Source organism: Cellulomonas uda (assembly GCF_006538705.1).
GTDB classification, from domain to species: Bacteria; Actinomycetota; Actinomycetes; order Actinomycetales; family Cellulomonadaceae; genus Cellulomonas; species Cellulomonas uda.
On the sequence record NZ_BJLP01000061.1, the window covers coordinates 1 to 19,598 of the forward strand.

Below are 19,598 nucleotides of genomic sequence, written 5' to 3' on the forward strand. Positions count from 1 at the left end.
GGGGTCGGCGGGGGTGGGCCGGGCGGGGCGGGGTCAGGCCGTCGCGCGGGCCGTCAGACGCGTCGCCAGCAGCTCGGCGATCTGCACCGCGTTGAGCGCGGCACCCTTGCGCAGGTTGTCGTTCGAGATGAACAGCGCCAGACCGCGGCCCTCGGGCGCGCCCTCGTCGGCCCGGATGCGTCCGACGAGCGACGGGTCCTGACCGGCGGCCGCGAGCGGCGTCGGGACGTCCTCGAGGCGCACGCCGGGCGCGTCGGCGAGCAGCTCACGCGCCCGCTCCGGGCTGATCGGCCGCTCGAACTCCGCGTTCACCGACAGCGAGTGACCCGTGAACACCGGGACCCGCACGCACGTGCCGGAGACCAGCAGGTCCGGCACCGACAGGATCTTGCGCGACTCGTGCCGCAGCTTCTGCTCCTCGTCGGTCTCGTTGCGGCCGTCGTCGACGACCGATCCCGCGAGCGGGATCACGTCGAACGCGATCGGCGCGACGTACTTCACCGGGTCGGGGAACGACACCGACGAGCCGTCGTGCACCAGGCCGAGGGTGTCCTGCTCGACCGCCGCACGGACCTGGCTGTCGAGCTCCTGCGCACCGGCGAGGCCCGAGCCGGACACCGCCTGGTACGTCGAGACGACGAGGCGACGCAGGCCGGCCTCCTCGTGCAGCGGACGCAGCACCGGCATCGCAGCCATCGTCGTGCAGTTCGGGTTCGCGACGATGCCGAGCGGGATCTCGTCGAGCGCGTCCGGGTTCACCTCGGACACGACGAGCGGCACCTGCGGGTGACGCCGCCACGCGGAGGAGTTGTCGACGACGACCGCGCCCGCCGCCGCGAAGCGCGGGGCGTGCTCCTTGGAGGTCGAGCCGCCCGCGGAGAACAGCGCGATGTCGATGCCCGACAGGTCGGCCGTCGCGACGTCCTCGACGACGACCTCCTGGTCGCGCCACGGCAGGGTGCGCCCCGCGGACCGCGCCGACGCGAAGTAGCGGATCGACGCGACGGGGAAGTCGCGCTCGTCGAGCAGGCGGCGCATGACCGCACCGACCTGGCCGGTCGCACCGACGACGGCGATGGTCAGCCCGCTCATCGTCCGGTCCCCCCGTACACCACGGCCTCGTCCTGCTCGGCGTCCAGCTCGAACGCCGTGTGCACCGCGCGCACCGCGTCGTCCAGGTCGTCGGCCCGCGTCACCACCGAGAGGCGGATCTCCGAGGTGGAGATCATCTCGATGTTGATGCCCGCGTCGGCCAGCGCGGCGAACAGCTTCGCCGAGACACCCGGGTGCGACTTCATGCCCGCGCCGACGAGCGAGAGCTTGCCGATCGAGTCGTCGAACTGCAGCGAGTGGAACCCGATGTCGGGCTGGCGCTCGGTCAGCGCGGTGAGCGCCGCGGTCCCGTCGAGGGCCGGCAGCGTGAACGAGATGTCGGTCAGGCCCGTCGCGGCGACCGACACGTTCTGGACGATCATGTCGATGTTCACGCCGGCGTCGCCGACGACCTGGAAGATCCGCGCGGCCTTGCCCGGGACGTCCGGCACGCCGACGACGGTGATCTTGGCCTCCGAGCGGTCGTGCGCGACGCCCGCGATGATCGGCTGCTCCACGTCTGAGTCCTCGTTCTTCTCGTTGGTGACCAGCGTGCCCGTGTGGTTGGTGAACGACGAGCGCACGTGGATGGGGACGGAGTAGCGACGGCCGTACTCGACGCACCGCAGCATGAGCACCTTGGCGCCCGACGCGGCGAGCTCGAGCATCTCGTCGTAGGAGACCCGGTCGAGCTTGCGGGCGGTCGAGACGATCCGGGGGTCGGCGGTGAACACGCCGTCGACGTCCGTGTAGATCTCGCAGACGTCGGCGCCCAGGCCCGCCGCGAGCGCGACCGCCGTGGTGTCCGAGCCGCCGCGGCCCAGCGTCGTCACGTCGTTCGTCGACTCCGTGACGCCCTGGAAGCCCGCGACGATCGCGACCTGGCCCTTCTCGACGGTCTCGCGCACGCGCGTCGGGACCACGTCGACGATGCGGGCCTTGCCGTGCACGGCGTCGGTGATGACGCCCGCCTGCTGGCCCGTGAAGGACTTCGCGCGCACCCCGAGGTTGTTGATCGCCATCGCCAGCAGCGACATCGAGATGCGCTCACCCGCCGTGAGGAGGATGTCCATCTCACGCTGCGGCGGCAGGGGCGAGACCTGCTTCGCGAGGTCGAGGAGGTCGTCGGTGGTGTCACCCATGGCCGACACGACGACCACGACGTCGTCCCCGGCGCGCTTCGCCGCGGCGATGCGCTTGGCCACCCTCTTGATGCTCTCGGCGTCCGCTACCGACGAACCGCCGTACTTCTGCACGACAAGTGCCACGTGCTGCTCCATCTGTCGCCGGTCGCCGTCTGTCTCAACGGCCCGCCGGGTCCTCCTGGTCGCAGGGATCGTAAGCGCCGCCGGCGCGCGAGGGCCAGCAGTATCAGGATGCGGTCGTCGTCAGGATGCGGCCGTCACGGCCGCCGCGCGCGCAGGCGCACGACCAGCAGGTACAGCTCGCAGCCGAGGCACAGCCCGAACACCGCGTTGAGGAACGCCGCGACCAGCGCGAACGCGGCCGCGAGGGGCACGGCCCACGCCGCGCCGAGCAGCGCGCCCAGCACGCCGAGCGCCGTGATCACCAGGCCGACGAGCTGTGCGAACCGCGGCGGGCGCGGGTCCTCGAGCTCGGTGGGCGGCGCGAGGCGGGGGCGCACGAGCGCGGCGAACACCCGGCCCTGCCACGTGGCACCCACGCCGCCGACCGCGCCCAGCGCGAAGCTCGCGGCGACCAGCGCGAGCAGCACGGTCGCCGCGAGCGAACCGCCGAGCAGCAGGACGACGACGAGCAGGACGGCGGTGACGCCGGCCCCGAACCGCGGCCCGCGCGGGTCGACGCCGACCGAGGTGGTGGTCGCAGAGGCAGTGGTCATGACGGCTCCAGGTGGGGGGAGTCCGACGACGCGCGTCGCCGGAGGACGGGCGACGGGCGGTGGTCCCGCGGGGGCGGGAGGGTCAGCGGGCCGGCGCCACGTCCGGACAGGACGCGAGCGCGGCGAGGGCCTGCCGGCGGTCGGTGGCCCCGGACATGCGGCCGACGACCGAGCCGTCGTGCGCGAGCACGAACGTGGTGGGGGTGCGCAGCACGTCGAGGCGGCGCACCAGGTCCAGGTGCTGGGCGGCGTCGAGCTCGACGTGCACCACGCCGGGCTCCTGCGCGGCGACCGCGGACAGCACGCGGTGCGTCGAACGGCACGCGCTGCAGACCTCGCTCGAGACCTGCAGGAACGTCGCGCGGGCACCGAGCGGCACCGTCACCTCGTCGGGCGTCAGGACGACGAGGCCGGCGGCCGCGGCGCTCGTCGACGGCGCGGCGCGGAACCGGCCGTTGCGCGCCCGCCACACGACCCCGAGCACGGAGGCGAGCGCGAGGACCACCGCGACGAGCGCGACTTCCTTCACCATGCCTCCCGGGTCGAGGCGCTCACGATAACCCGACCGAGCCGGTCAAGGTAGGCGGCGGTCGGCCCGCGGACGGACGCCACCCGACCGGGTGATGACGCGCGCCACCGGCAGATCCACCCGCAGGACGACTCCGCGGCCGGGCCCCGGCTCCTAGGGTCGCTCGCATGACCGACACTCCCGCTCCCCCCGAGGGGCCGCCGGCACCCCCGACCCCGGCACCCGGCCCCGGGCCCGCCGCGGCAGCCGCGCCAAGCCCGGCGCCGGGCGTCGTCGTGCGCGACCTGCGCCGCGCGTTCGGCTCCGTGCAGGCGCTCGACGGCGTCTCGTTCACCGCGCGCTCGGGAGCCGTGACCGCGCTCGTCGGGCCCAACGGCTCGGGCAAGACCACGCTCCTGCTCGTGCTCGCGGGACTGCTCGTGCCGGACGCGGGCGAGGTCCGCGTCGCGGGCCACGACCCGGTCACCGACGGCCTCGCCGCGCGCGGCCGCACCGGCTGGATGCCCGACGCGTTCGGCACGTGGGACTCGCTCACCGCGCGCGAGGTGCTGCACACGTTCGGCGCCGCGTACCGGCTCGACCCCGCGACCGCGCGCCGCCGGGCCGCCGAGCTGCTCGCCACCGTGCACCTCACCGAGTACGCCGACCGCCCGGCGTCCGTGCTCTCCCGCGGGCAGAAGCAGCGGCTCGGGCTGGCCCGCGCGCTCGTGCACGACCCGCAGGTCCTGCTGCTCGACGAGCCCGCCTCGGGCCTCGACCCGCGCTCGCGCGTCGACCTGCGCCTGCTGCTGCGCCGCCTCGCCGACGAGGGCCGCACCGTGATCGTCTCCAGCCACATCCTCGCCGAGCTCGAGGAGATGGCCGACGACGTCGTGTTCGTCTCCCGCGGCCGCACCGTCACGTCCGACGAGCTCGGCGCCGGCACGGTGCGCGCGGGGGCAGCGGCGAGCGCGACGTGGCACGTGCGCGCCCTGTCCTACGCGGCGCTCGTCGGCTGGCTCACGGCCGCCGGGGCGTCGTGGCGGCCCGACGACGAGCAGGACCCCCACCAACCGCCACGTGAGGAGCCCGGAGGCGTGCTGCTCACGGTCGACGGCGACGAGGGTGCGGCGCGGCTCGTGCGCGACGCGGTCACCGCCGGCGTCCCGCTGGTCTCGCTCGCGCCCGCGGCGGGCGCGCTCGAGCGCGCGTACCTGGCACTCGAGGAGGAGCGGCGATGACGCAGACGATCGAGGTACCGGCGGCGGCACCCGCCCCGGGCACGCCCCGCATCCGCGGCCGGTGGAGCCTGACCTGGCACGGCGTGCGCACGGTCGCGGCCCTCGAGCTGCGCCAGCGCGTGCGCTCGACCCGGTGGGTCGTCGCGCTCGTCGTGTGGACCGTCGTGATCGGGGCGCTCACGCTCCTCATGCTCGGCGCGCTCGGCACGGTGTTCGGCACCGGGGACGCGGGGATGACGCGCGCCAGCCAGGGGCCCGTGCTGTTCGCCGCCGTGACGTTCCTGGTGCTCGGGCTCGGGCTGCTCGTCACGCCGACGCTGTCCTCCACCTCCGTCAACGGCGACCGCAACGCGGGCACGCTCGCGACGCTCCAGGTCACGCTCCTGACGCCCGCGGAGATCGCCCTCGGCAAGCTGCTCGCCGCGTGGGCCGCCGCGTGCGCGTTCCTCGTCCTGAGCGTGCCGTTCCTCGCGCTCGCGACCGCGTCCGGGCCGACCTCCTGGTGGGCCCTGCTGCGCGTCGTGCTGCTGATCGCCGCGCTGCTCGTCGCCGTCTGCGCGATCGGGCTGGGGATGTCCGCGCTCGTGTCCCGCACCGCCGGGTCGACCGTGCTGACGTTCATCGTCGTCGCGGCCGTCACGTTCCTGTCGCCCATGCTGTTCGGGCTGACCTACGGCACCGTCACGTCCACCGACCGCGTCCAGGTCTACTCGATGCCGGACGACTGGGACGGCTCCGCGGACGTGGAGTGCGTCTGGCGCGCGGGCGAGCGGGACGTCGCGCACACCGAGCGCACGTGGTGGCTGCTCGCCGTGAACCCCTTCGTCGTCGTCGCCGACGGCGCGGGACGCACCGCCCTCGACGACGAGTCCGACGTCCTGGGCGGCCTGCGGCACGTCGTCCGGCAGGTGCGCGCCGGGGCCGAGGGCAAGGTCGACGAGTGCTGGATGAACGACGACTTCGAGGACGCCACGAGCGACGCACCCGTGTGGCCCTGGGGACTCGGCCTCAACCTCGCGCTCGGCGCCGTGGGCTACGTGCTCGCCGTGCGGCGCCTGTCCATCCCGACCCGCACGCTGCCCCGCGGGACCCGCGTGGCCTGACGCAGGCGGGGTCCTTGCCGAGCCCGGTCCGGGGTGCTCCCGGGCCGGGCTCGGTCACGCTCAGGGCTGCAGCGCGTCGTACTCCGCCTCGGTCGCGACGTCGTCGTCCACGTCCAGGCGCAGGTGCGCGAGCGTCACCTGCAACGTGCGCAGCGTGCTCGACGCACGCTCCCCCCAGTCGGACAGGTACGAGAACTGCCACCACCACAGCGCCTCGAGCACACCGCCGCGCTCGTGGTGCCGCAGACCCTGCACCACCGCGCCCGCGATCGCCACCAGGTCGCCCGACACCGTCGCCGCCGCGACCTCCGCACCCAGCAGCGGGTCGACGACCTCGACGTACTCGTCGATGCCCTCGAACGCGTTCGCCAGCCCCGCACGCAGCGGCTCGACGTCCGGGTCCGGGCCGACGTCCGGCTCGAACCGCTCGACGGGCACCACGTCCGTCGTCGCACCCAGGCGCGCCCCCACCGCCAGCAGGTCCGAGACCGCGAGCAGCAGCAGCGGCAGCGCCGCCTCCGGGTTCGCACCCGCGGCGACCTCCGTCACCGTCGTCAGGTACGAGCGGGACTCCGTCGCCATCGCCTCGGCGATGGAGCGCAGGTCGTCGTCGGGCGGGAGGACAGCCGAGGAGCTCATCCGCCCATCCTCCGCGTCGCGGGCGCGCGTGTCATCCGACGCGCAGGCCGTCCCGGCGTGCGCGTCACGCCGAGAGCAGGCGACGACCCTCGAACGCGCGGCCGAGCGTGACCTCGTCGGCGTACTCCAGGTCCCCGCCCACCGGCAGGCCCGACGCCAGACGGCTCACCGTCAGGCCCATCGGCAGGAGCAGCCGCGCGAGGTACGTCGCCGTCGCCTCACCCTCGACGTTCGGGTCCGTCGCCAGGATCACCTCGGTGACCGTGCCGTCCGCGAGGCGACGCATGAGCTGCGCGATGCGCAGGTCGTCCGGTCCCACCCCCGCGATCGGGTTGATGGCGCCGCCGAGCACGTGGTACTTCCCGCGGAACTCCCGCGTGCGCTCGATCGCGACGACGTCCTTCGCCTCCTCGACCACGCACAGGACCGTCGGCGAGCGCCGCGGGTCCTTGCAGATCCGGCACTGCGGCTCCTGCGCCACGTTCCCGCACGTCTCGCAGAACGTCACGCGCTCCTTGGCCTCGATGAGCGCGTCCGCGAGCCGCCGCACGTCCGCCGGGTCCGCCGCCAGCACGTGGAACGCGATGCGCTGGGCGCTCTTGGGGCCGACCCCGGGCAACCGCCCGAGCTCGTCGATCAGGTCCTGGACCGCGCCCTCGTACACGCCCCCAGCGTACGTGCTGCCACCCCCACGACCCGCCTCCCGCGCGCACCCCGCCCGCCGCCGGTGAAGTCGTGCGTCTCTCGCTCGGTCGTGCGTCTCTCGCGGGTTCGTGCGTTCGACTGCGCGACTTCCCGAGAGACGCACGACCTCATCGCAGCGGCGCCGGGGGTGTGGGTGTCAGGGGCGGGGGTCGTCGAGCTGTTCGTCGATGACGGTGCCGCCGAGGATCTGCGCGACGAGCGGCGCGCCGACCAGGCCCGACGAGGCCATGTCCGGGTCGTCCGGGGACGCGTCGAAGTACGGGTCGCTCGGGACGCTCGGCGCAGGCCGACGAGGCGCGCTCGCCGACCGCTGCGGCGCCGCCGCCGCGAGCCGCTGCGCGCGGGCCACCGCGGACTCGACCGCGCTCATCGCCCGTGGCCCCGGGCCGGCCCCCTCGCGGCCCGAGGGTGCCCTGGCCGCAGTCGATGCGACCGCCGACGACGCGGCCGCATGCTGCCCGACCGAGGACGGTGCGGCTGCGGACGGTGCGGCTGCGGACGGTGCGGCTGCGGGCGAGGCGGGCGCCGCCGGGATGGTGGCAGGCAGACCCCAGGACGCAGCCGCGTCCTCGGGCGAGATCACACCGGGAGCGGTCGGGGTCGCACGAGGTGGGGCGGGCGCCGGGTCGGCTGCGGGCATCGCCGAGTCGGGTGCCGGCGTCGCCGGGTCGGGTGCCGGCGACGACGGGTGCGCCGGGGCGGAGGCGGGCATCGGGGCCGCCGCGCGGACCGGCTCGGGTGTCGTCGGAGTCTCGGCCGGGACGTGCGTCGCCCAGGGGTCGTCGGGCTCCTCCGGGGGCACCCAGTCGTCCTGGGGGGCGCTGCCGTCCTGGGGGGCGCTGCCGTCCTCGAGGCCGGGACGACCCGCGCGCGCTCCCGCCCCAGGCTCTTCGCCCGGCTCGACGGGGTGGTCGACCGTTCGTGTGCCGGACGCCCGGTGGCCCTCCGCGTCGGCGTCGCCCGAGTCCGCGACCGCGGTGGCGCTCGCCTCGTCTGCGCGCGGTTGGGCGGACCGCGTCGCGCCGGCGGGACGCTGCTCGGCAGCACGCCGCTGAGCGGGACGCTCGTGACCCGGCCGCTCCTGCGCGGAACCTTGCCGACTCGGGCCCGGCTGCGGGCGCGCGACAGCCGGCTGAGCCGCGCGGGCGTCACCGCTGACCGCCTCGACGCGGACCTGGAACCCGAGCGTCTCGTGGACCGCGCGCGAGACGACGTCGGCGTGCGGGCCGCCGCGGAACGCGTTGGCGAGCTCGGGCGTGGTGAAGGCGAGGCGCAGCGTCGTCGCGTCGAGCTCGGCGACCTGGGCGTTGTTCGGGTCGACGAGCGCACCGGTCACCCGACGCAGCGAGCGGACCGTGTCGAGCACCTCGGGCCAGCGACGACGCAGCGTCTCCGTCTCGGAGACCGCCTGCACCCGTACGGCCTCAAACGGCGCCTCGTCCTCGGAGGACCCCTCACCGCCGGAGGACCCCTCACCGCCGGAGGACGCCTCACCGCCGGAGGACATCTCGCCGTCGGAGGACGCCTCACCCTCGGCCGGCACGTCCTCCTCGGAGCGCGCGGCAGTCTCGGGCGACGCACCACCCACCGGCGTGGCGACGTCGTCGACGTCGTCCGGCGTCACCACGTGGTCGACTGCCGGCACGTCGGGGACATCGGGCTCGTCGGGCACGCGCCCCGCCGCCACGGGCTCGGCGGACACGGGCACGGCGGCCACGGGCGCGGGGGTCACGGGCTGGGCGGACGCGGAGACCGCGGACGGCTGCTCCGCGTCGCCGCGCTGCGCGGCCCGGTGCGCCGCGAGCACGGCACGTGCGGCGTCCGCACCCCGGCCGGCACCAACCAGCCGGACGGGCGGCGCAGGCTCGCTGCCCGCAGGAGCAGCGGAGACGCTCTCGGCGGCGGCTGCCGGTGCCGCGCCCGCGATGGCCGGCAGACCCCGCTCGAGGCGGTCGAGCCGTGCGGCGAGCCCGACGCGCTGGTCGTCGGCGGCCGGGAGCAGCAGGCGGGCCATGAGCAGCTCGAGGTGCAGGCGCGGCGAGGTCGCGCCGGTCATCTCGGTCAGGGCGGCGTTGGTCAGGTCGGCGGACCGCGACAGCTCGGCGGCGCCGAGCCGCGCGGACTGCACGCGCATCGCGGCGAGCTGGTCCTCCGGCAGCCCGCGCAGGGCCGCACCCGCGGCCTCGCCGGCGGCGTCGAGCACGATGAGGTCACGCAGGCGCTCGAGGAGGTCCTCGACGAACCGGCGCGGCTCGTGGCCGGTCGCGATCACGCGCTCGACCACGCGGAACGCGGCACCGCCGTCGCCCGCGGCGATCGCGTCGACCACGTCGTCCAGGAGCGCGCCCTGCGTGTAGCCGAGCAGCGCAGCCGCGCCGTCGTAGTCGATGCCGGACTCGTCGGACCCGGCGATGAGCTGGTCGAGGACCGAGAGCGTGTCGCGCACGGACCCCCCGCCCGCGCGCACCACGAGCGGGAGGACACCCCCGCCGACGGGCACGCCCTCGCGGCCGCACAGCTCCTCGAGGTAGGGCAGCAGGACGTCGGGCGGCACGAGCCGGAACGGGTAGTGGTGCGTCCGGGAGCGGATGGTGCCGATGACCTTGTCGGGCTCGGTCGTCGCGAACACGAACTTCACGTGCGGCGGCGGCTCCTCGACGATCTTCAGCAGGGCGTTGAAGCCCTGCGTGGTGACCATGTGGGCCTCGTCGAGGATGAAGATCTTGAACCGGTCCCGCGCGGGGGCGAACGTCGCGCGCTCGCGCAGCTCACGCGCGTCGTCCACACCACCGTGGCTCGCGGCGTCGATCTCCACCACGTCGAGCGAGCCCGGCCCGCCGCGCGCGAGCTCGACGCACGACTCGCACGTCCCGCAGGGCGTGTCGGTGGGGCTGGCGTCGGTGTTCGCCGCGCAGTTGAGGATGCGCGCGAGGATCCGCGCGCTCGTCGTCTTGCCGCACCCGCGCGGCCCGGAGAACAGGTAGGCGTGGTTGACCTGACCCGAGCGCAGCGCCTGGCGCAGGGGCGCGGTGACGTGGTCCTGGCCGATCACCTCGGCGAACGTCTCCGGCCGGTAGCGGCGGTACAGCGCTGTGGTCACCCCCGAACCCTAGACGCCCCCGCCGACACCGTCCGCCCCCGCCCACAGCCGCCAGCGACACGCCGCACGGCGCACCCCGGCGTGCCGCCGCAGGTCAGCCGAGGACCATCCCCGCGGCCAGCACGACGACGAGCGCGGAGCCCAGTGGCGCGGACCACTCGTGCCACCGCGGCCCGAGGCGCCCGCCGGCCCACGCGCCCGCGAGCGCGAGCCCGCTCTGCCACGCGAGGGACGCGCCCCCCGCACCGACGGCGAACGCCACGAGCGTGCCGGTCCCGGCGACGAGCCGGCCCGCGAGCCCGGTGGCGACGGTCGCGAAGATCAGGGCGGTCGCGGGGTTCAGCGCGGTGACGACGAAGAACCGCGCCCACACCCGCAGCACACCGCCGTCCACCTCACGAGCCGGCTCGTCCTGCGGCACCGGGACGACCGCGGTGTGCTGCGTGCGCCACCAGCGCAGGATCCCCGCCACCCCGACGACGCCGAGCACCACCGCGCCGCCGACACGCAACCACTGCTCGTGGCCCGTGAGCAGCCGACTGACCTGCGTGCCGAGCAGGACCGCGACCATCGCGTACGCGAGGTCGACGCTCGCCACCCCACCGGCGGCCGCGAGGCCCGCGCTGCGGCCGCGCACGAGCGCCTCGCGCACGATCAGCACCGCGACCGGCCCGACGGGCACCGCGACGGACAGCCCCGCGACCGCGCCGAGCACGGCTGCGGTGGTCACGCTCGACGCGTCGGTCATGACGCGCATCGTCGTCGTCGCGCATCCCGCGCCGCGAGCCCGACCGCGTGATCTGCCGCCGGACCCCAGGAACCGAGCGCCCGGCCCGTCGAGACCTCGCAGATCCGCGGTGGAGCCGCGACAATCGTCGCCATGGACCGCATCGACGAGCGCATCCTGCACGAGCTCACCGCCGACGCCCGCCTGCCCTACCGCGAGCTCGGCGCGCGCGTCGGCCTGTCCGCCAACGCCGCCGCGGCGCGCGTGCGGCGCATGCAGGACGAGGGCGTGATCCGGGGATTCACGGTCGTGCGGGGGTCGTCCGCGGGCTCGTCGTCGGCGGGTCTGGAGGTCTTCGTGGAGGTGCGGCTCGCGGAGGGGACGACGAACGAGCGGTTCACCGCGGTGCTCGCCGCGGACTTCCCCGGCGTGCTCGACGCGGTGCACGTGACAGGGTCGTACGACTACCTGCTGCACGCCGTGGTCGCCGACCCGGCCGCGCTCGACCAGCTGGTGCGGCGCCTCAAGCGCGAGGCCGGCGCCGCCCAGACGTTCACCCGCCTCGCGCTGCGAGGAGCCTGACGTGCACATCCGGACGACGACGAGCCCCGTCGACCTCACCCGCGTCCACGACGACGTGCTGCGTCCCTCGTTCCCCGACGACGAGCTCGCGGACCTGCCCACGCTGCAGGCGATGCTCGCGGACGGCACGCTGCGGCTCGTCGTCGCCCAGGACGAGCACGGTCTGCGCGGCGCCGCGATCGCCGAGTGGTTCCCCGCCACGGGCGTCCTGCTGCTCGCGTACCTGGCGATCGCACCCGGCGCGCGCGGCGGCGGGGTCGGCAGCACGCTCCTCGACCACGCGGTCGAGGCGTGGCGCACCGACCTGGACCCGTGGCTCGTCGTCGCCGAGGTCGAGGACCCCGCGCAGCACACCGGCTCCGAGGAGCACGGCGACCCGACCGCCCGGCTGCGGTTCTACCGGCGGCACGGCGCACGCGTCCTCCCGCTGCCCTACACGCAGCCCGCCATGCACGCGGGCGGTCGCCGCGTGCCGGGGCTGCTGCTGCTCGCGCTGTGCGCGTCGGGTGACCGGCTGGCGGGCGTCGAGGCGGACGGCACGTGGCTCGTCCCGACCGCGCCGCTGCGCGCGTTCCTGGAGGAGTACTTCACCCTCTCGGAGGGGACGGCCCCCACCGGGCCCGAGTGGGACGCGATCGTCGGCGCACTGACCGCGGACACGATCCGCGCCTGACCTCGCGGGGGAAAGTGAGGACCCCCCGCACACCCGCCAGAGCTCACCTACCCTTGCTGCCTTCCGGCCCTGGGGGAGTTCGGCAAGATGACGCCGCACGAGGGGTCTGGGAGAAAGCCTAACCCAGAGCGTCGGTCCTCCAGCACCCGGTGCTGGTACCGGCCCGGCCCTCGGACGGAGACACTCGGTTCCTCCGCTAGACTCCTACCCGCGGTCGTGCCGGTAGCCCGGTCCGACGGCACCTGGAGGATTCGCCTAGTGGCCTATGGCGCACGCTTGGAAAGCGTGTTGGGTGCAAGCCCTCGGGGGTTCGAATCCCCCATCCTCCGCCGACACGAAACGGCCCCTCACCTGCAAAAACGCGGTGAGGGGCCGTTTCTCGTCTACGCTGCGGGAACACCACGGGGAACACCGACGCCCCAGGAGGACCTCCGATGAGCCCGAAGCCCCTCGCTCGGCAGCGCGCCGACGGCGGCGTGACGTACCAGGTCAAGTGGCGCTTGGGCGGCACCCGCGCGGGGGCGTGGGCGTCCGAGTCCTTCACCAGCGAGCGTGCAGCGCAGCGGTTCTGTCTCGACGTCGAGGATGCCGGGATGCAGTGGCCCGACGGGTGGGTCAAGGGCCAGGGTTACGTCCAGGCCGTCGAGCCCGCGGCGCCCGTCACGACGTACGCGGACGTAGCTGCCTAGCCGGCGGACGCGACCTCGCTGGTCGCCTTCAGCACCAGATCGGCGTCATCGTCCGCGGCGGGCCAGACATCGAGGTGGATCGCTTCGGTGCTGGGGTCGAGTGTGTCGTCCCACACGGCGTCACGACCGCGCGCGCTCACACGCACGACGTAACGCCCCGGACCGTTCGATGCGAGCGCCGTTGCGTCGCGGCTCTCGTTTCCCCACCCGACGAGATCCCACGAACCCGACGGGCAGTTCGCGACCACCTGCGCGACATCTTCCCACGCGTCCAAGTCCGTTGTGGGCTCGACGTCGTGTGACGCCCACGTGACGTCAACGGCACCGCCGCCGATACCCGTGGAGATCAGCAAACCGGACGTGGTGAACGCCCCAACGAGGTGGCACAGGACGTCCGCCGGGTAGGGGTCGAGCTCGCCCTCGTCGATCACGCAGAACTGGTGGTAGTCGACAGAAACTCGCGCCGTGCCTTCGGCGAGTACCGTCATCTAGATCACCTTCACTGTAAACCACTCGTCAGCGACGACGCGGTTGGTTTGCAGGAAACTCTGGTAGTCCCACCCGCCGGCGCTGTTTTCGTCTCCGACGATGGCACACCGGGAGTATCCAACCGAACCCGAACGCTCGATCTCCTCGTAGAAGCAGCCGGCTGGCACCCGGACCAGTCCCCCGCCCGTCTTGGCGCCCTGCCACGTGCTGGCGAACGGGTACTCGTCGCAGGAGTAACCAGTCTTCTTTGGAAGACTCGCGGGGCACGCCCTGTCCCTGTTGGCCTTTTTTTGGGTTTCGTCATACATCCGCCTGAGCCTGCTTGGCAGGCCGGTCTTCTGTGCCTTGCGAACGTGCGCCGCATACGTGGGGTACGCCGAGGTGAAGATAACGAGTTCAGCTAGGAAGTCTGGGATGACGCAACCCTTGCCGCTCAGCGGCGCAGCCGCGTAGTCGCAGCGGACATCGAACCAGAACGCGATCATCTCCGTGCCGCCGTAGGAAGCCTTGTAGATCGTCAACCCCCAGTAGGGGTTTGTGATCCACGGCTCCTTTCCCGACGGGTTCGGGTTGAACGTTTGGGACTTTGTGATGCCAACGTCGTCATACAGGGTCTTGGCGTGTCCGACGGGCATGAAGTTCCGGCAGCTCAACAAGCACTTCGAGCGCAGCGTCATCGTCGCGCCGAGAGCAGTCCCCCAAGCGCTCGTGACCTTTACCGTCCCCTCGAAGTCGATCTCGGTCGACCCGTTGCGGACCCATACGGTGTTGCGGAGGCTGCCTGCAGCGCCACCGGTCACGAGCCACATTCCCCGCTCGTTCTTGTCGCGGAAGATGACCGTCCACTCGACGATCTGGCACGCTGAGAACCTTGTACCGACAACCTTCGTGCGCGTGCACCCCGTCGGGATCGTCCGTGCTACCCCGTTCTCGTCGACAGCCGCGTTGTCCAGGTCTCTCTCAATGCTGTATGAGGCGAGCTCCTTCAACGGCTGCCCCGCGCTCGTCGCGCAGAGGGCCCTCGTGCCGTTTTCACTGGTTTGGCAGTCGACGTCCGCGACGCTGACTCCCTGTGCCGCGGCGAATTCAGCGGCAAGGTCCGCTGTCTCGTCGAGGGCCTCGTCTGCAGCAGAAGAGGAGGTTGGGGTCAGGAACGAAACGCAGAGCAGCGCCACCGCAAGACCTGCAAGCCGGCGTGAGCGCTGAGGGATCACTGCGCCACCTCTTCATCCGGGATCTCGACGGGCATCTCCTGCGGGACGAACCGGGTGTACCGTTCCCATCCCTCGGGCAGGTTGGCGAACTCCATGTCTTCGGGGTCGACCGGGGCGTAAGTCTCGGGCGGCTCGTCGCGCTGGACGATAGTGATCTCGATGGACCCCTCGTTCCCCTCCTCCGGTCGGTCGTCCTGAGCCATCGCTGCCCCTCCCGCCACTACCGCAGCCACCACCACGATGGCAGCGCCCGGGAAGATCACGGCATGTCGAGCCTTCATGTACTGGTACTCCCCTGCGTGAGTCGAGTAGGCAGATCGCCTGGCCGTAACGTAGCGGGGAAAAGCCCGCGTCGTGGGGGTTTTGCCGCTGCCGACCGATGCGGTCATTGCTGGGCGCTTCGGCGCCCGAATACCGGCTCTTCGCCGTTGCGGTGGGATGTGACCGGCTCGGCGGGCTGAGCGGCGGGTAGGGGCCGAGGTCCCCGTGTCCCGCGTCAAGCAGATGGCAGGTTCTGGACTTCGGGAAAGTTGGGGACGGTCGGGTCGGCGAGGCCGAGGTGGACGTCGAGCGGCCGGTTCCAGGCGATGGCCTGGTGAGGGCGCACGGTGTTGTACTCGATGCGGTAGTCCTCGGCGTGGGCGACCAGGTCCAGGGCGTCGTCGATCTCCTCGAGGAACAGTCGCTCGTACTTCAGGGACCCGAAGCCGCGTTCGCGTGAGCCGTTCTGGCCCGGGCTCTTGACGGCGGTGCGGACGTGACGGATCTCGGGGTGGGTGGCGATGAACGCCTCGAACCGGAAGGACCGGGACGGTCCGCCGTTGTCGGTGACGAGCGTGACGGCGGGGATGACGTTGCCGTCGTCGTCGGTGTCGCAGGCGTCGATCAGCCGGCGGCCGAACGTGGCCTCGTAGTCGGCCAGGGCGAGCTCGACCGCGGCGATCGCGTCGTGCTGGTTCGCGGTCGGGGACGTGTGCCAGGGGTGCTCGTACTTGGACCAGTAGTCCCGGCATCCGGCCAGGCGCCACGTCCCACCGGTGGTGGTCTCGAACTCGGAGAAGTCCAGCTGCCAGACCTGGTTCGGTCCGGTCGGGTCGGTCGCGAACGCGGCCTTGCGCCGGGCGGCGTGCTGGCGCCGTTCTCGCTGGTAGTTCGCCTCCAGCAGCAGGCCCTCGTCCCGCAGCAGGCGCAGCACGGTGGACTCACCGACCCGGTGCCCGTCGTAGCGGCACATCGCCCAGACCTTGCGCTGCCCCCACGCCGGGTGGGCTAGCGCATGCCGCCGGGCGGCGTCGCGGACCCCTTCGCGGACCGGGCGCGGCCAGGGGCCCTTGACCGGTGCGCCGTCACGGGCGCGGGCCTGGTGGCGGCGCCAGGTACGTTCGGGCACGCCGATCAGCGCGCAGAACCTCGTGGTCGGCATGCCCGCGTCGGTGCGGATCAGCTCGAGGTCCTCGAAGGGCCCAGGCGGCCCTCCGCGCTCTTCTTCCACACCCGGATCTCCACCGCGGCCTCACCCAGGGCCTGGGTCAGCTCGGTGACCTCGGCCTCCAGCTGCTGCTCACGGGTGGAGGGCCCGGACTTGCCCGCGACCAGCCCGGCCCGCCCGGCCTCGAGGAACTGCCGTTTCCAGTTCCCGACCGACTGCTCTGAGACCTTCGCCCGGCGGGCGGCCTCGGCCACGCTCACCTCACCGGCCAGGATCGACAACACGATCCGGACCTTCTCCTCAGCCGGGAACGCCGGCGGCCTCGCCATGATCGATCAGACTCCTTCGCAGGTCAGACCCGCAAGCAACGGGCCCTGCCACTAAGTCTGACGCGCGACACATGCACACAAGACGCAAGCAAAGGGCTCTCTACGACCAAACCGGGGCGGGGGTACTTTTGTGTACCCCCCCTCGATTCGCGGACCCGCGCTCGTTCTACGCGCTCCCGCCCTGCCCCTGCTCCCTGCCTCCCCGGGCGGCGGCGTCTTGTGCGTGTAGGGCGGTGAGTGCGGCTCGGGCGGTGGCGGCGATGCGTGCGGTGGCGAGGGCTGCGAGGCGCTGCTGACGCGTGGGCATGGTGGTCCTCCGGGGGTCGTGGTGGTGTTGGGGGGCACGGTAGGTGGTCGTCCGGACCGGGACGGTGCATGCCTGCCGGGGTGTCCATCCCTTCGGTGCCGACGATGCTGCTCCGCGGGACTCGCGTCTCATCCGCCCGCGCGGCCTTCACCCGGACACCTGTGGACAAACCGGGGCGCATGACGACAGGTCTGTGATTAACTCCCCGCGCATCACAGGATCGACAACCCAGGGGGTACAACATGCGTCTGCCTTTGACACGTCTGTCTGCGGTGGCTTGCACCGCTTTCCTGCTCGTCGCAGCGGCCCAGACACCCGATACCGAACCGACCGACGGCGCCACGCCCGGGCAGTTCGACCTGCTCGAGGCGTACCTGCCGGAGATCGAGCCGTCCGACGAGCTCGACGGTCCCACGCTCGTGACCGGACACGTCGACGACGCCGAAGCCGGCGTGCCCGTGATCGCGACCGCGTGGCCCGACCCGGCCGAGCTCGCCGACCTGGAAGTCGGTGACAAGGTCGGTGTCGTCACAATCGCGAAGACCCTCACGGATGCCGACGGCAATTACGAGCTCGTCGCCGACCCGGACGCCGTGAAGGACGTCGTGGGCGCCACGGAGGAGACCGTGAACTTCGACGTGGTCGTCCCGACCAGCGAGGACATCGCGAACGCGACCGCCGCGACGACAGCCACGCTGTCCGTGAAGAAGGTGAGCACGCCGTCAAACAAGGTCCTGACCGACGTGGACGTGGACATCGCCGCTGAGCGCCCCGCGACGATCGACGAAGCCGCCACCGATACCGCAACGTCGGTGCGCCCCACCGCCAGCTGCGGGTCGAGCCTCGTCGCACGCTACGACGACCGTCCGATGACCGCCGGGACCTCGTTCTCGACGACCTCGAAGGTCACGACCACGTTCCAGTACAAGAAGGGCTCGGAGTCCTCGCTCGGCGTTGGTTTCAGCGCGAAGGGCTCGGCCGGGTCGTTCAAGGCGAACGGCACACATAAGGTGAAGTCGTCGTCCGCGACGACCTACGACGCCAAGAAGGGGGCGCACGGGACCTTCTACAAAAAGTACCAGGACTACGGAAAGTTCTTCAACTGCGTTGTTGACATTAACGGGTACGCAGTGATCTGGTACTCGGTGTCCCCGATCGGTGTGCCGCACGGGTCGTACACGGCGAAGTCGACGTCCATTCCGACCGCAAAGCACTGCACCCGGTACAGCGGCGCCTCGCTGACGATCGACAAGTCCAAGGCGCAGTTGTGGTCCAGCGGTGTGGCGATCGGCGACAAGATCGGCATCGACCTGTCCGCGCAGACCGGATGGAGCAACGAGACCCGCTTGGACATCAAGCGCACGTCCGGCACGGGCTTCCTGCTGTGCGGGACGACGGACAAGCCTGAGCAGAAGTCTCCGGGCCGCCTGGTCGCGAAGCCGTGACGACGACCCGACGTAGCGCCGTGACGCTGGTGGTGGTCCTCGTGGCTGCCACCAGCGTCGGGTGCAGCGCCCATGGCCCGACGGAAGGGTCTCTGGCGGTCGGTGGCGGGTCGGAGTTCACGTTGTGCATCACCCCACACGTCGGTGAGGACCGTGCGCTCGGGGCGACGTACGCGACGAACGAAGGGTCGTCCGACATCACGATCACGTCCGTCGAGCTGGTGGACGCCACTGGCGTGGAGGTCGGGGACGCGTTCGCGGTCCTGGACGACGGCAGCGACGACGGATACTCGGTCGGGGCGCCGGTCCCACCCGACCCGGAGGACGACGCGTACTCCGTACCTGCGTGGGAGCGGCGCGTTGACGCCGAAGGTGCGGTCATTGCGCCGGGTGAGACTTGGCAGGTCATCCAGGTCGTGAAGGTCACGTCAGCGGCCGACGCCGGTTTCGAGGCGTTGCGCATCGAGTACACGGAGGACGGGTCCACACGCGTCGCGCAGAACACGACACGGATGGAGGTCGAGGGGCGCGGGGCGCAGTGCGAGTAGGTTCGCAGCCTTTCGCGGAAACGACCTCGGGGGCCTTCCGTCACCCGGGCACACCTTATCTAGCGGCCTCCGCGGGCCCACCAGCGCCCCGCACAGCCCCGCCCTGCGCCCCCGGGGCGCGTGGCACAGCGTCCGAACCGTGAACGTGCCGTCCCTGCGTGCGGCCGGGCTTGCGGGAGCGGCTGCGGGTGGTCTGTGCGGGCCACAGGAGCATCACCGCCAGGGCGGCTGCGGTGGCCTGACCGACCGGGGAACGGAACGCGGCATACGCGTCGGCGGCGGGGCCACGGAGCGCACCCACGACGACGCCCTGCACCTCGGTCACCGGCGTCCAGCCCGGGTCAGCGGCCGCGTTCGCATCGCCCCGCGTGCGGATGTTGGCGCCGTCGACCTCCACAACACGGTGCACGACGCCCGGCGTGGCGTCCGTCGGGTCGTGGTCGAGCTGCACCACATCACCGACGCTCACCGAGCTCGGGTGGGAGCGCACGAGCACCACATTGAACCGTCACGGCTTTCGTGCCGTCTTCATGCTGGCTGCGGCTCCGGGTGGAGGGCAGTGGTTGCAGCGTAGTGAGCGGCTTCGGCCTCGGTCGGGGTGAGCATGGCGATGCTGGAGTGCAGCCGGCGGTGGTTCCACCGGTCGACCCAGGCCATGGTCGCCATCTCGACGTCGGTCAGGTTCTTGATCGGCCCGGTCACGAACGGCCCGGGCTTGATGCACTCGTTCTTGAACAGCCCGATGATCGACTCCATCAGGCAGTTGTCGTAGGCGTCCCCGACGGTCCCGATCGAGGCGGCGATGCCCTCGAGCGCGAGATGCTCGGTGTAGCGCACGGACACGTATTGCGACCCGGCGTCCGAATGTGCCGTCAGCTCGCCCGCGACGACCGGGTGTTTCTGCTGTTCACGAGCCC

Annotated in this window: 22 protein-coding genes, 1 tRNA gene and 1 other RNA gene; 8 read left to right on the forward strand and 16 right to left on the reverse strand. The window is 72.4% G+C overall.

Features of this window, described 5'->3' with window-relative positions; translation table 11 throughout:
• Window positions 1–33 precede the first annotated feature (33 nt).
• The 4 genes from CUD01_RS14525 to CUD01_RS14540 form a co-directional block, all read right to left on the reverse strand.
• Window positions 34–1,092: an aspartate-semialdehyde dehydrogenase gene (locus CUD01_RS14525; protein WP_141322158.1), complete on the reverse strand. Its 1,059-nt coding sequence runs from the start codon at window positions 1,090–1,092 to the stop codon at window positions 34–36.
• Window positions 1,089–2,360: an aspartate kinase gene (locus CUD01_RS14530; RefSeq protein WP_094182341.1), complete on the reverse strand. Its 1,272-nt coding sequence runs from the start codon at window positions 2,358–2,360 to the stop codon at window positions 1,089–1,091. Before CUD01_RS14530 ends, CUD01_RS14525 begins: the two co-directional genes overlap by 4 nt.
• Window positions 2,361–2,494: 134 nt before the next feature.
• Window positions 2,495–2,953, reverse strand: a complete 459-nt coding sequence (locus tag CUD01_RS14535; RefSeq protein ID WP_141322159.1) for a DUF4395 domain-containing protein — start codon at window positions 2,951–2,953, stop codon at window positions 2,495–2,497.
• A gap of 82 nt (window positions 2,954–3,035) precedes the next feature.
• Window positions 3,036–3,485: a thioredoxin family protein gene (locus CUD01_RS14540; protein WP_141322161.1), complete on the reverse strand. Its 450-nt coding sequence runs from the start codon at window positions 3,483–3,485 to the stop codon at window positions 3,036–3,038.
• Between the two features lie 164 nt (window positions 3,486–3,649).
• Between CUD01_RS14540 and CUD01_RS14545 the strand changes: the two genes are divergently transcribed.
• Window positions 3,650–4,702 (forward strand): ABC transporter ATP-binding protein, encoded by a 1,053-nt coding sequence (locus CUD01_RS14545; RefSeq protein ID WP_141322162.1) that lies wholly within the window; start codon window positions 3,650–3,652, stop codon window positions 4,700–4,702.
• Window positions 4,699–5,805 (forward strand): ABC transporter permease, encoded by a 1,107-nt coding sequence (locus CUD01_RS14550; RefSeq protein WP_141322163.1) that lies wholly within the window; start codon window positions 4,699–4,701, stop codon window positions 5,803–5,805. Before CUD01_RS14545 ends, CUD01_RS14550 begins: the two co-directional genes overlap by 4 nt.
• A 60-nt stretch (window positions 5,806–5,865) precedes the next feature.
• Here CUD01_RS14550 and CUD01_RS14555 read toward each other — a convergent pair whose 3' ends face one another.
• The 4 genes from CUD01_RS14555 to CUD01_RS14570 all read right to left on the reverse strand — a co-directional run bounded on the left by CUD01_RS14555 (window position 5,866) and on the right by CUD01_RS14570 (window position 10,997).
• Window positions 5,866–6,444 carry a DUF5063 domain-containing protein gene (locus tag CUD01_RS14555; protein ID WP_094181070.1) on the reverse strand — a complete coding sequence of 193 codons (579 nt, stop codon included), beginning with the start codon at window positions 6,442–6,444 and terminating at the stop codon, window positions 5,866–5,868.
• Window positions 6,445–6,508: 64 nt separating this feature from the next.
• Window positions 6,509–7,108 carry a recombination mediator RecR gene (recR, locus tag CUD01_RS14560; protein ID WP_094181071.1) on the reverse strand — a complete coding sequence of 200 codons (600 nt, stop codon included), beginning with the start codon at window positions 7,106–7,108 and terminating at the stop codon, window positions 6,509–6,511.
• A 177-nt stretch (window positions 7,109–7,285) separates the two neighbouring features.
• A complete protein-coding gene (locus CUD01_RS14565) occupies window positions 7,286–10,249 on the reverse strand; it encodes a DNA polymerase III subunit gamma and tau (protein ID WP_141322165.1) in 2,964 nt (987 codons plus the stop codon).
• A gap of 94 nt (window positions 10,250–10,343) precedes the next feature.
• Complete coding sequence (locus CUD01_RS14570) at window positions 10,344–10,997, reverse strand: LysE family transporter (protein ID WP_166772072.1); 654 nt, start codon at window positions 10,995–10,997, stop codon at window positions 10,344–10,346.
• 132 nt (window positions 10,998–11,129) lie between these two features.
• Between CUD01_RS14570 and CUD01_RS14575 the strand changes: the two genes are divergently transcribed.
• Together CUD01_RS14575 and CUD01_RS14580 are read left to right on the forward strand one after the other, a co-directional pair.
• The gene (locus CUD01_RS14575) at window positions 11,130–11,558 is read left to right on the forward strand and encodes an Lrp/AsnC family transcriptional regulator (protein WP_094181076.1); all 429 of its coding nucleotides are present in this window, start codon (window positions 11,130–11,132) and stop codon (window positions 11,556–11,558) included.
• Between the two features lies 1 nt (window position 11,559).
• Window positions 11,560–12,231, forward strand: a complete 672-nt coding sequence (locus CUD01_RS14580; protein WP_141322168.1) for a GNAT family N-acetyltransferase — start codon at window positions 11,560–11,562, stop codon at window positions 12,229–12,231.
• A gap of 13 nt (window positions 12,232–12,244) precedes the next feature.
• Here CUD01_RS14580 and ffs read toward each other — a convergent pair.
• An RNA gene (gene ffs, locus CUD01_RS14585) (signal recognition particle sRNA small type) lies at window positions 12,245–12,341 on the reverse strand.
• Between the two features lie 134 nt (window positions 12,342–12,475).
• On the opposite strand from ffs, the gene CUD01_RS14590 reads away from it, so the two are divergent.
• Together CUD01_RS14590 and CUD01_RS14595 are read left to right on the forward strand one after the other, a co-directional pair.
• Window positions 12,476–12,560, forward strand: a tRNA-Ser gene (locus CUD01_RS14590).
• 105 nt (window positions 12,561–12,665) lie between these two features.
• The gene (locus tag CUD01_RS14595; protein ID WP_141322169.1) at window positions 12,666–12,920 is read left to right on the forward strand and encodes a hypothetical protein; all 255 of its coding nucleotides are present in this window, start codon (window positions 12,666–12,668) and stop codon (window positions 12,918–12,920) included.
• Here CUD01_RS14595 and CUD01_RS14600 read toward each other — a convergent pair.
• The 5 genes from CUD01_RS14600 to CUD01_RS14620 all read right to left on the reverse strand — a co-directional run bounded on the left by CUD01_RS14600 (window position 12,917) and on the right by CUD01_RS14620 (window position 16,381).
• Window positions 12,917–13,408: a hypothetical protein gene (locus CUD01_RS14600; protein WP_094181079.1), complete on the reverse strand. Its 492-nt coding sequence runs from the start codon at window positions 13,406–13,408 to the stop codon at window positions 12,917–12,919. The two genes, CUD01_RS14595 and CUD01_RS14600, sit on opposite strands and share 4 nt — an antisense overlap.
• On the reverse strand, window positions 13,409–14,584 hold the full coding sequence (locus tag CUD01_RS14605; protein ID WP_141322171.1) for a NucA/NucB deoxyribonuclease domain-containing protein: 1,176 nt from the start codon (window positions 14,582–14,584) through the stop codon (window positions 13,409–13,411).
• Window positions 14,585–14,619: 35 nt separating this feature from the next.
• The gene (locus CUD01_RS14610; protein WP_094181081.1) at window positions 14,620–14,886 is read right to left on the reverse strand and encodes a hypothetical protein; all 267 of its coding nucleotides are present in this window, start codon (window positions 14,884–14,886) and stop codon (window positions 14,620–14,622) included.
• 233 nt (window positions 14,887–15,119) lie between these two features.
• On the reverse strand, window positions 15,120–16,046 hold the full coding sequence (locus CUD01_RS14615) for an integrase core domain-containing protein (protein ID WP_232514460.1): 927 nt from the start codon (window positions 16,044–16,046) through the stop codon (window positions 15,120–15,122).
• Between the two features lie 17 nt (window positions 16,047–16,063).
• Window positions 16,064–16,381 carry a helix-turn-helix domain-containing protein gene (locus CUD01_RS14620; protein ID WP_141322173.1) on the reverse strand — a complete coding sequence of 106 codons (318 nt, stop codon included), beginning with the start codon at window positions 16,379–16,381 and terminating at the stop codon, window positions 16,064–16,066.
• 579 nt (window positions 16,382–16,960) lie between these two features.
• Here CUD01_RS14620 and CUD01_RS14625 point away from each other — a divergent pair.
• A complete protein-coding gene (locus tag CUD01_RS14625; RefSeq protein ID WP_094181083.1) occupies window positions 16,961–18,133 on the forward strand; it encodes a hypothetical protein in 1,173 nt (390 codons plus the stop codon).
• A gap of 122 nt (window positions 18,134–18,255) precedes the next feature.
• Window positions 18,256–18,681, forward strand: a complete 426-nt coding sequence (locus tag CUD01_RS14630; protein ID WP_141322175.1) for a hypothetical protein — start codon at window positions 18,256–18,258, stop codon at window positions 18,679–18,681.
• Between the two features lie 55 nt (window positions 18,682–18,736).
• Here the strand turns inward: CUD01_RS14630 and CUD01_RS16880 are convergent, their stop codons facing one another.
• Window positions 18,737–19,135: a S24/S26 family peptidase gene (locus tag CUD01_RS16880; protein WP_198303439.1), complete on the reverse strand. Its 399-nt coding sequence runs from the start codon at window positions 19,133–19,135 to the stop codon at window positions 18,737–18,739.
• A 74-nt stretch (window positions 19,136–19,209) separates the two neighbouring features.
• Window positions 19,210–19,598: integrase core domain-containing protein (locus CUD01_RS14635; RefSeq protein WP_141322176.1), on the reverse strand; the 389-nt coding region annotated here is incomplete at its 5' end.

Coding starts and splice junctions, on each gene's coding strand:
- CUD01_RS14550 (WP_141322163.1), top strand. CDS start 4,699: ATGACGCAGACGATCGAGGTACCGGCGGCGGCACCCGCCCCGGGCACG.
- CUD01_RS14615 (WP_232514460.1), bottom strand. CDS start 16,046: ATGCCGACCACGAGGTTCTGCGCGCTGATCGGCGTGCCCGAACGTACC.
- CUD01_RS14620 (WP_141322173.1), bottom strand. CDS start 16,381: ATGGCGAGGCCGCCGGCGTTCCCGGCTGAGGAGAAGGTCCGGATCGTG.
- CUD01_RS14575 (WP_094181076.1), top strand. CDS start 11,130: ATGGACCGCATCGACGAGCGCATCCTGCACGAGCTCACCGCCGACGCC.
- CUD01_RS14555 (WP_094181070.1), bottom strand. CDS start 6,444: ATGAGCTCCTCGGCTGTCCTCCCGCCCGACGACGACCTGCGCTCCATC.
- CUD01_RS14535 (WP_141322159.1), bottom strand. CDS start 2,953: ATGACCACTGCCTCTGCGACCACCACCTCGGTCGGCGTCGACCCGCGC.
- CUD01_RS14570 (WP_166772072.1), bottom strand. CDS start 10,997: ATGACCGACGCGTCGAGCGTGACCACCGCAGCCGTGCTCGGCGCGGTC.
- CUD01_RS14600 (WP_094181079.1), bottom strand. CDS start 13,408: ATGACGGTACTCGCCGAAGGCACGGCGCGAGTTTCTGTCGACTACCAC.
- CUD01_RS14540 (WP_141322161.1), bottom strand. CDS start 3,485: ATGGTGAAGGAAGTCGCGCTCGTCGCGGTGGTCCTCGCGCTCGCCTCC.
- CUD01_RS14545 (WP_141322162.1), top strand. CDS start 3,650: ATGACCGACACTCCCGCTCCCCCCGAGGGGCCGCCGGCACCCCCGACC.
- CUD01_RS14595 (WP_141322169.1), top strand. CDS start 12,666: ATGAGCCCGAAGCCCCTCGCTCGGCAGCGCGCCGACGGCGGCGTGACG.
- CUD01_RS14525 (WP_141322158.1), bottom strand. CDS start 1,092: ATGAGCGGGCTGACCATCGCCGTCGTCGGTGCGACCGGCCAGGTCGGT.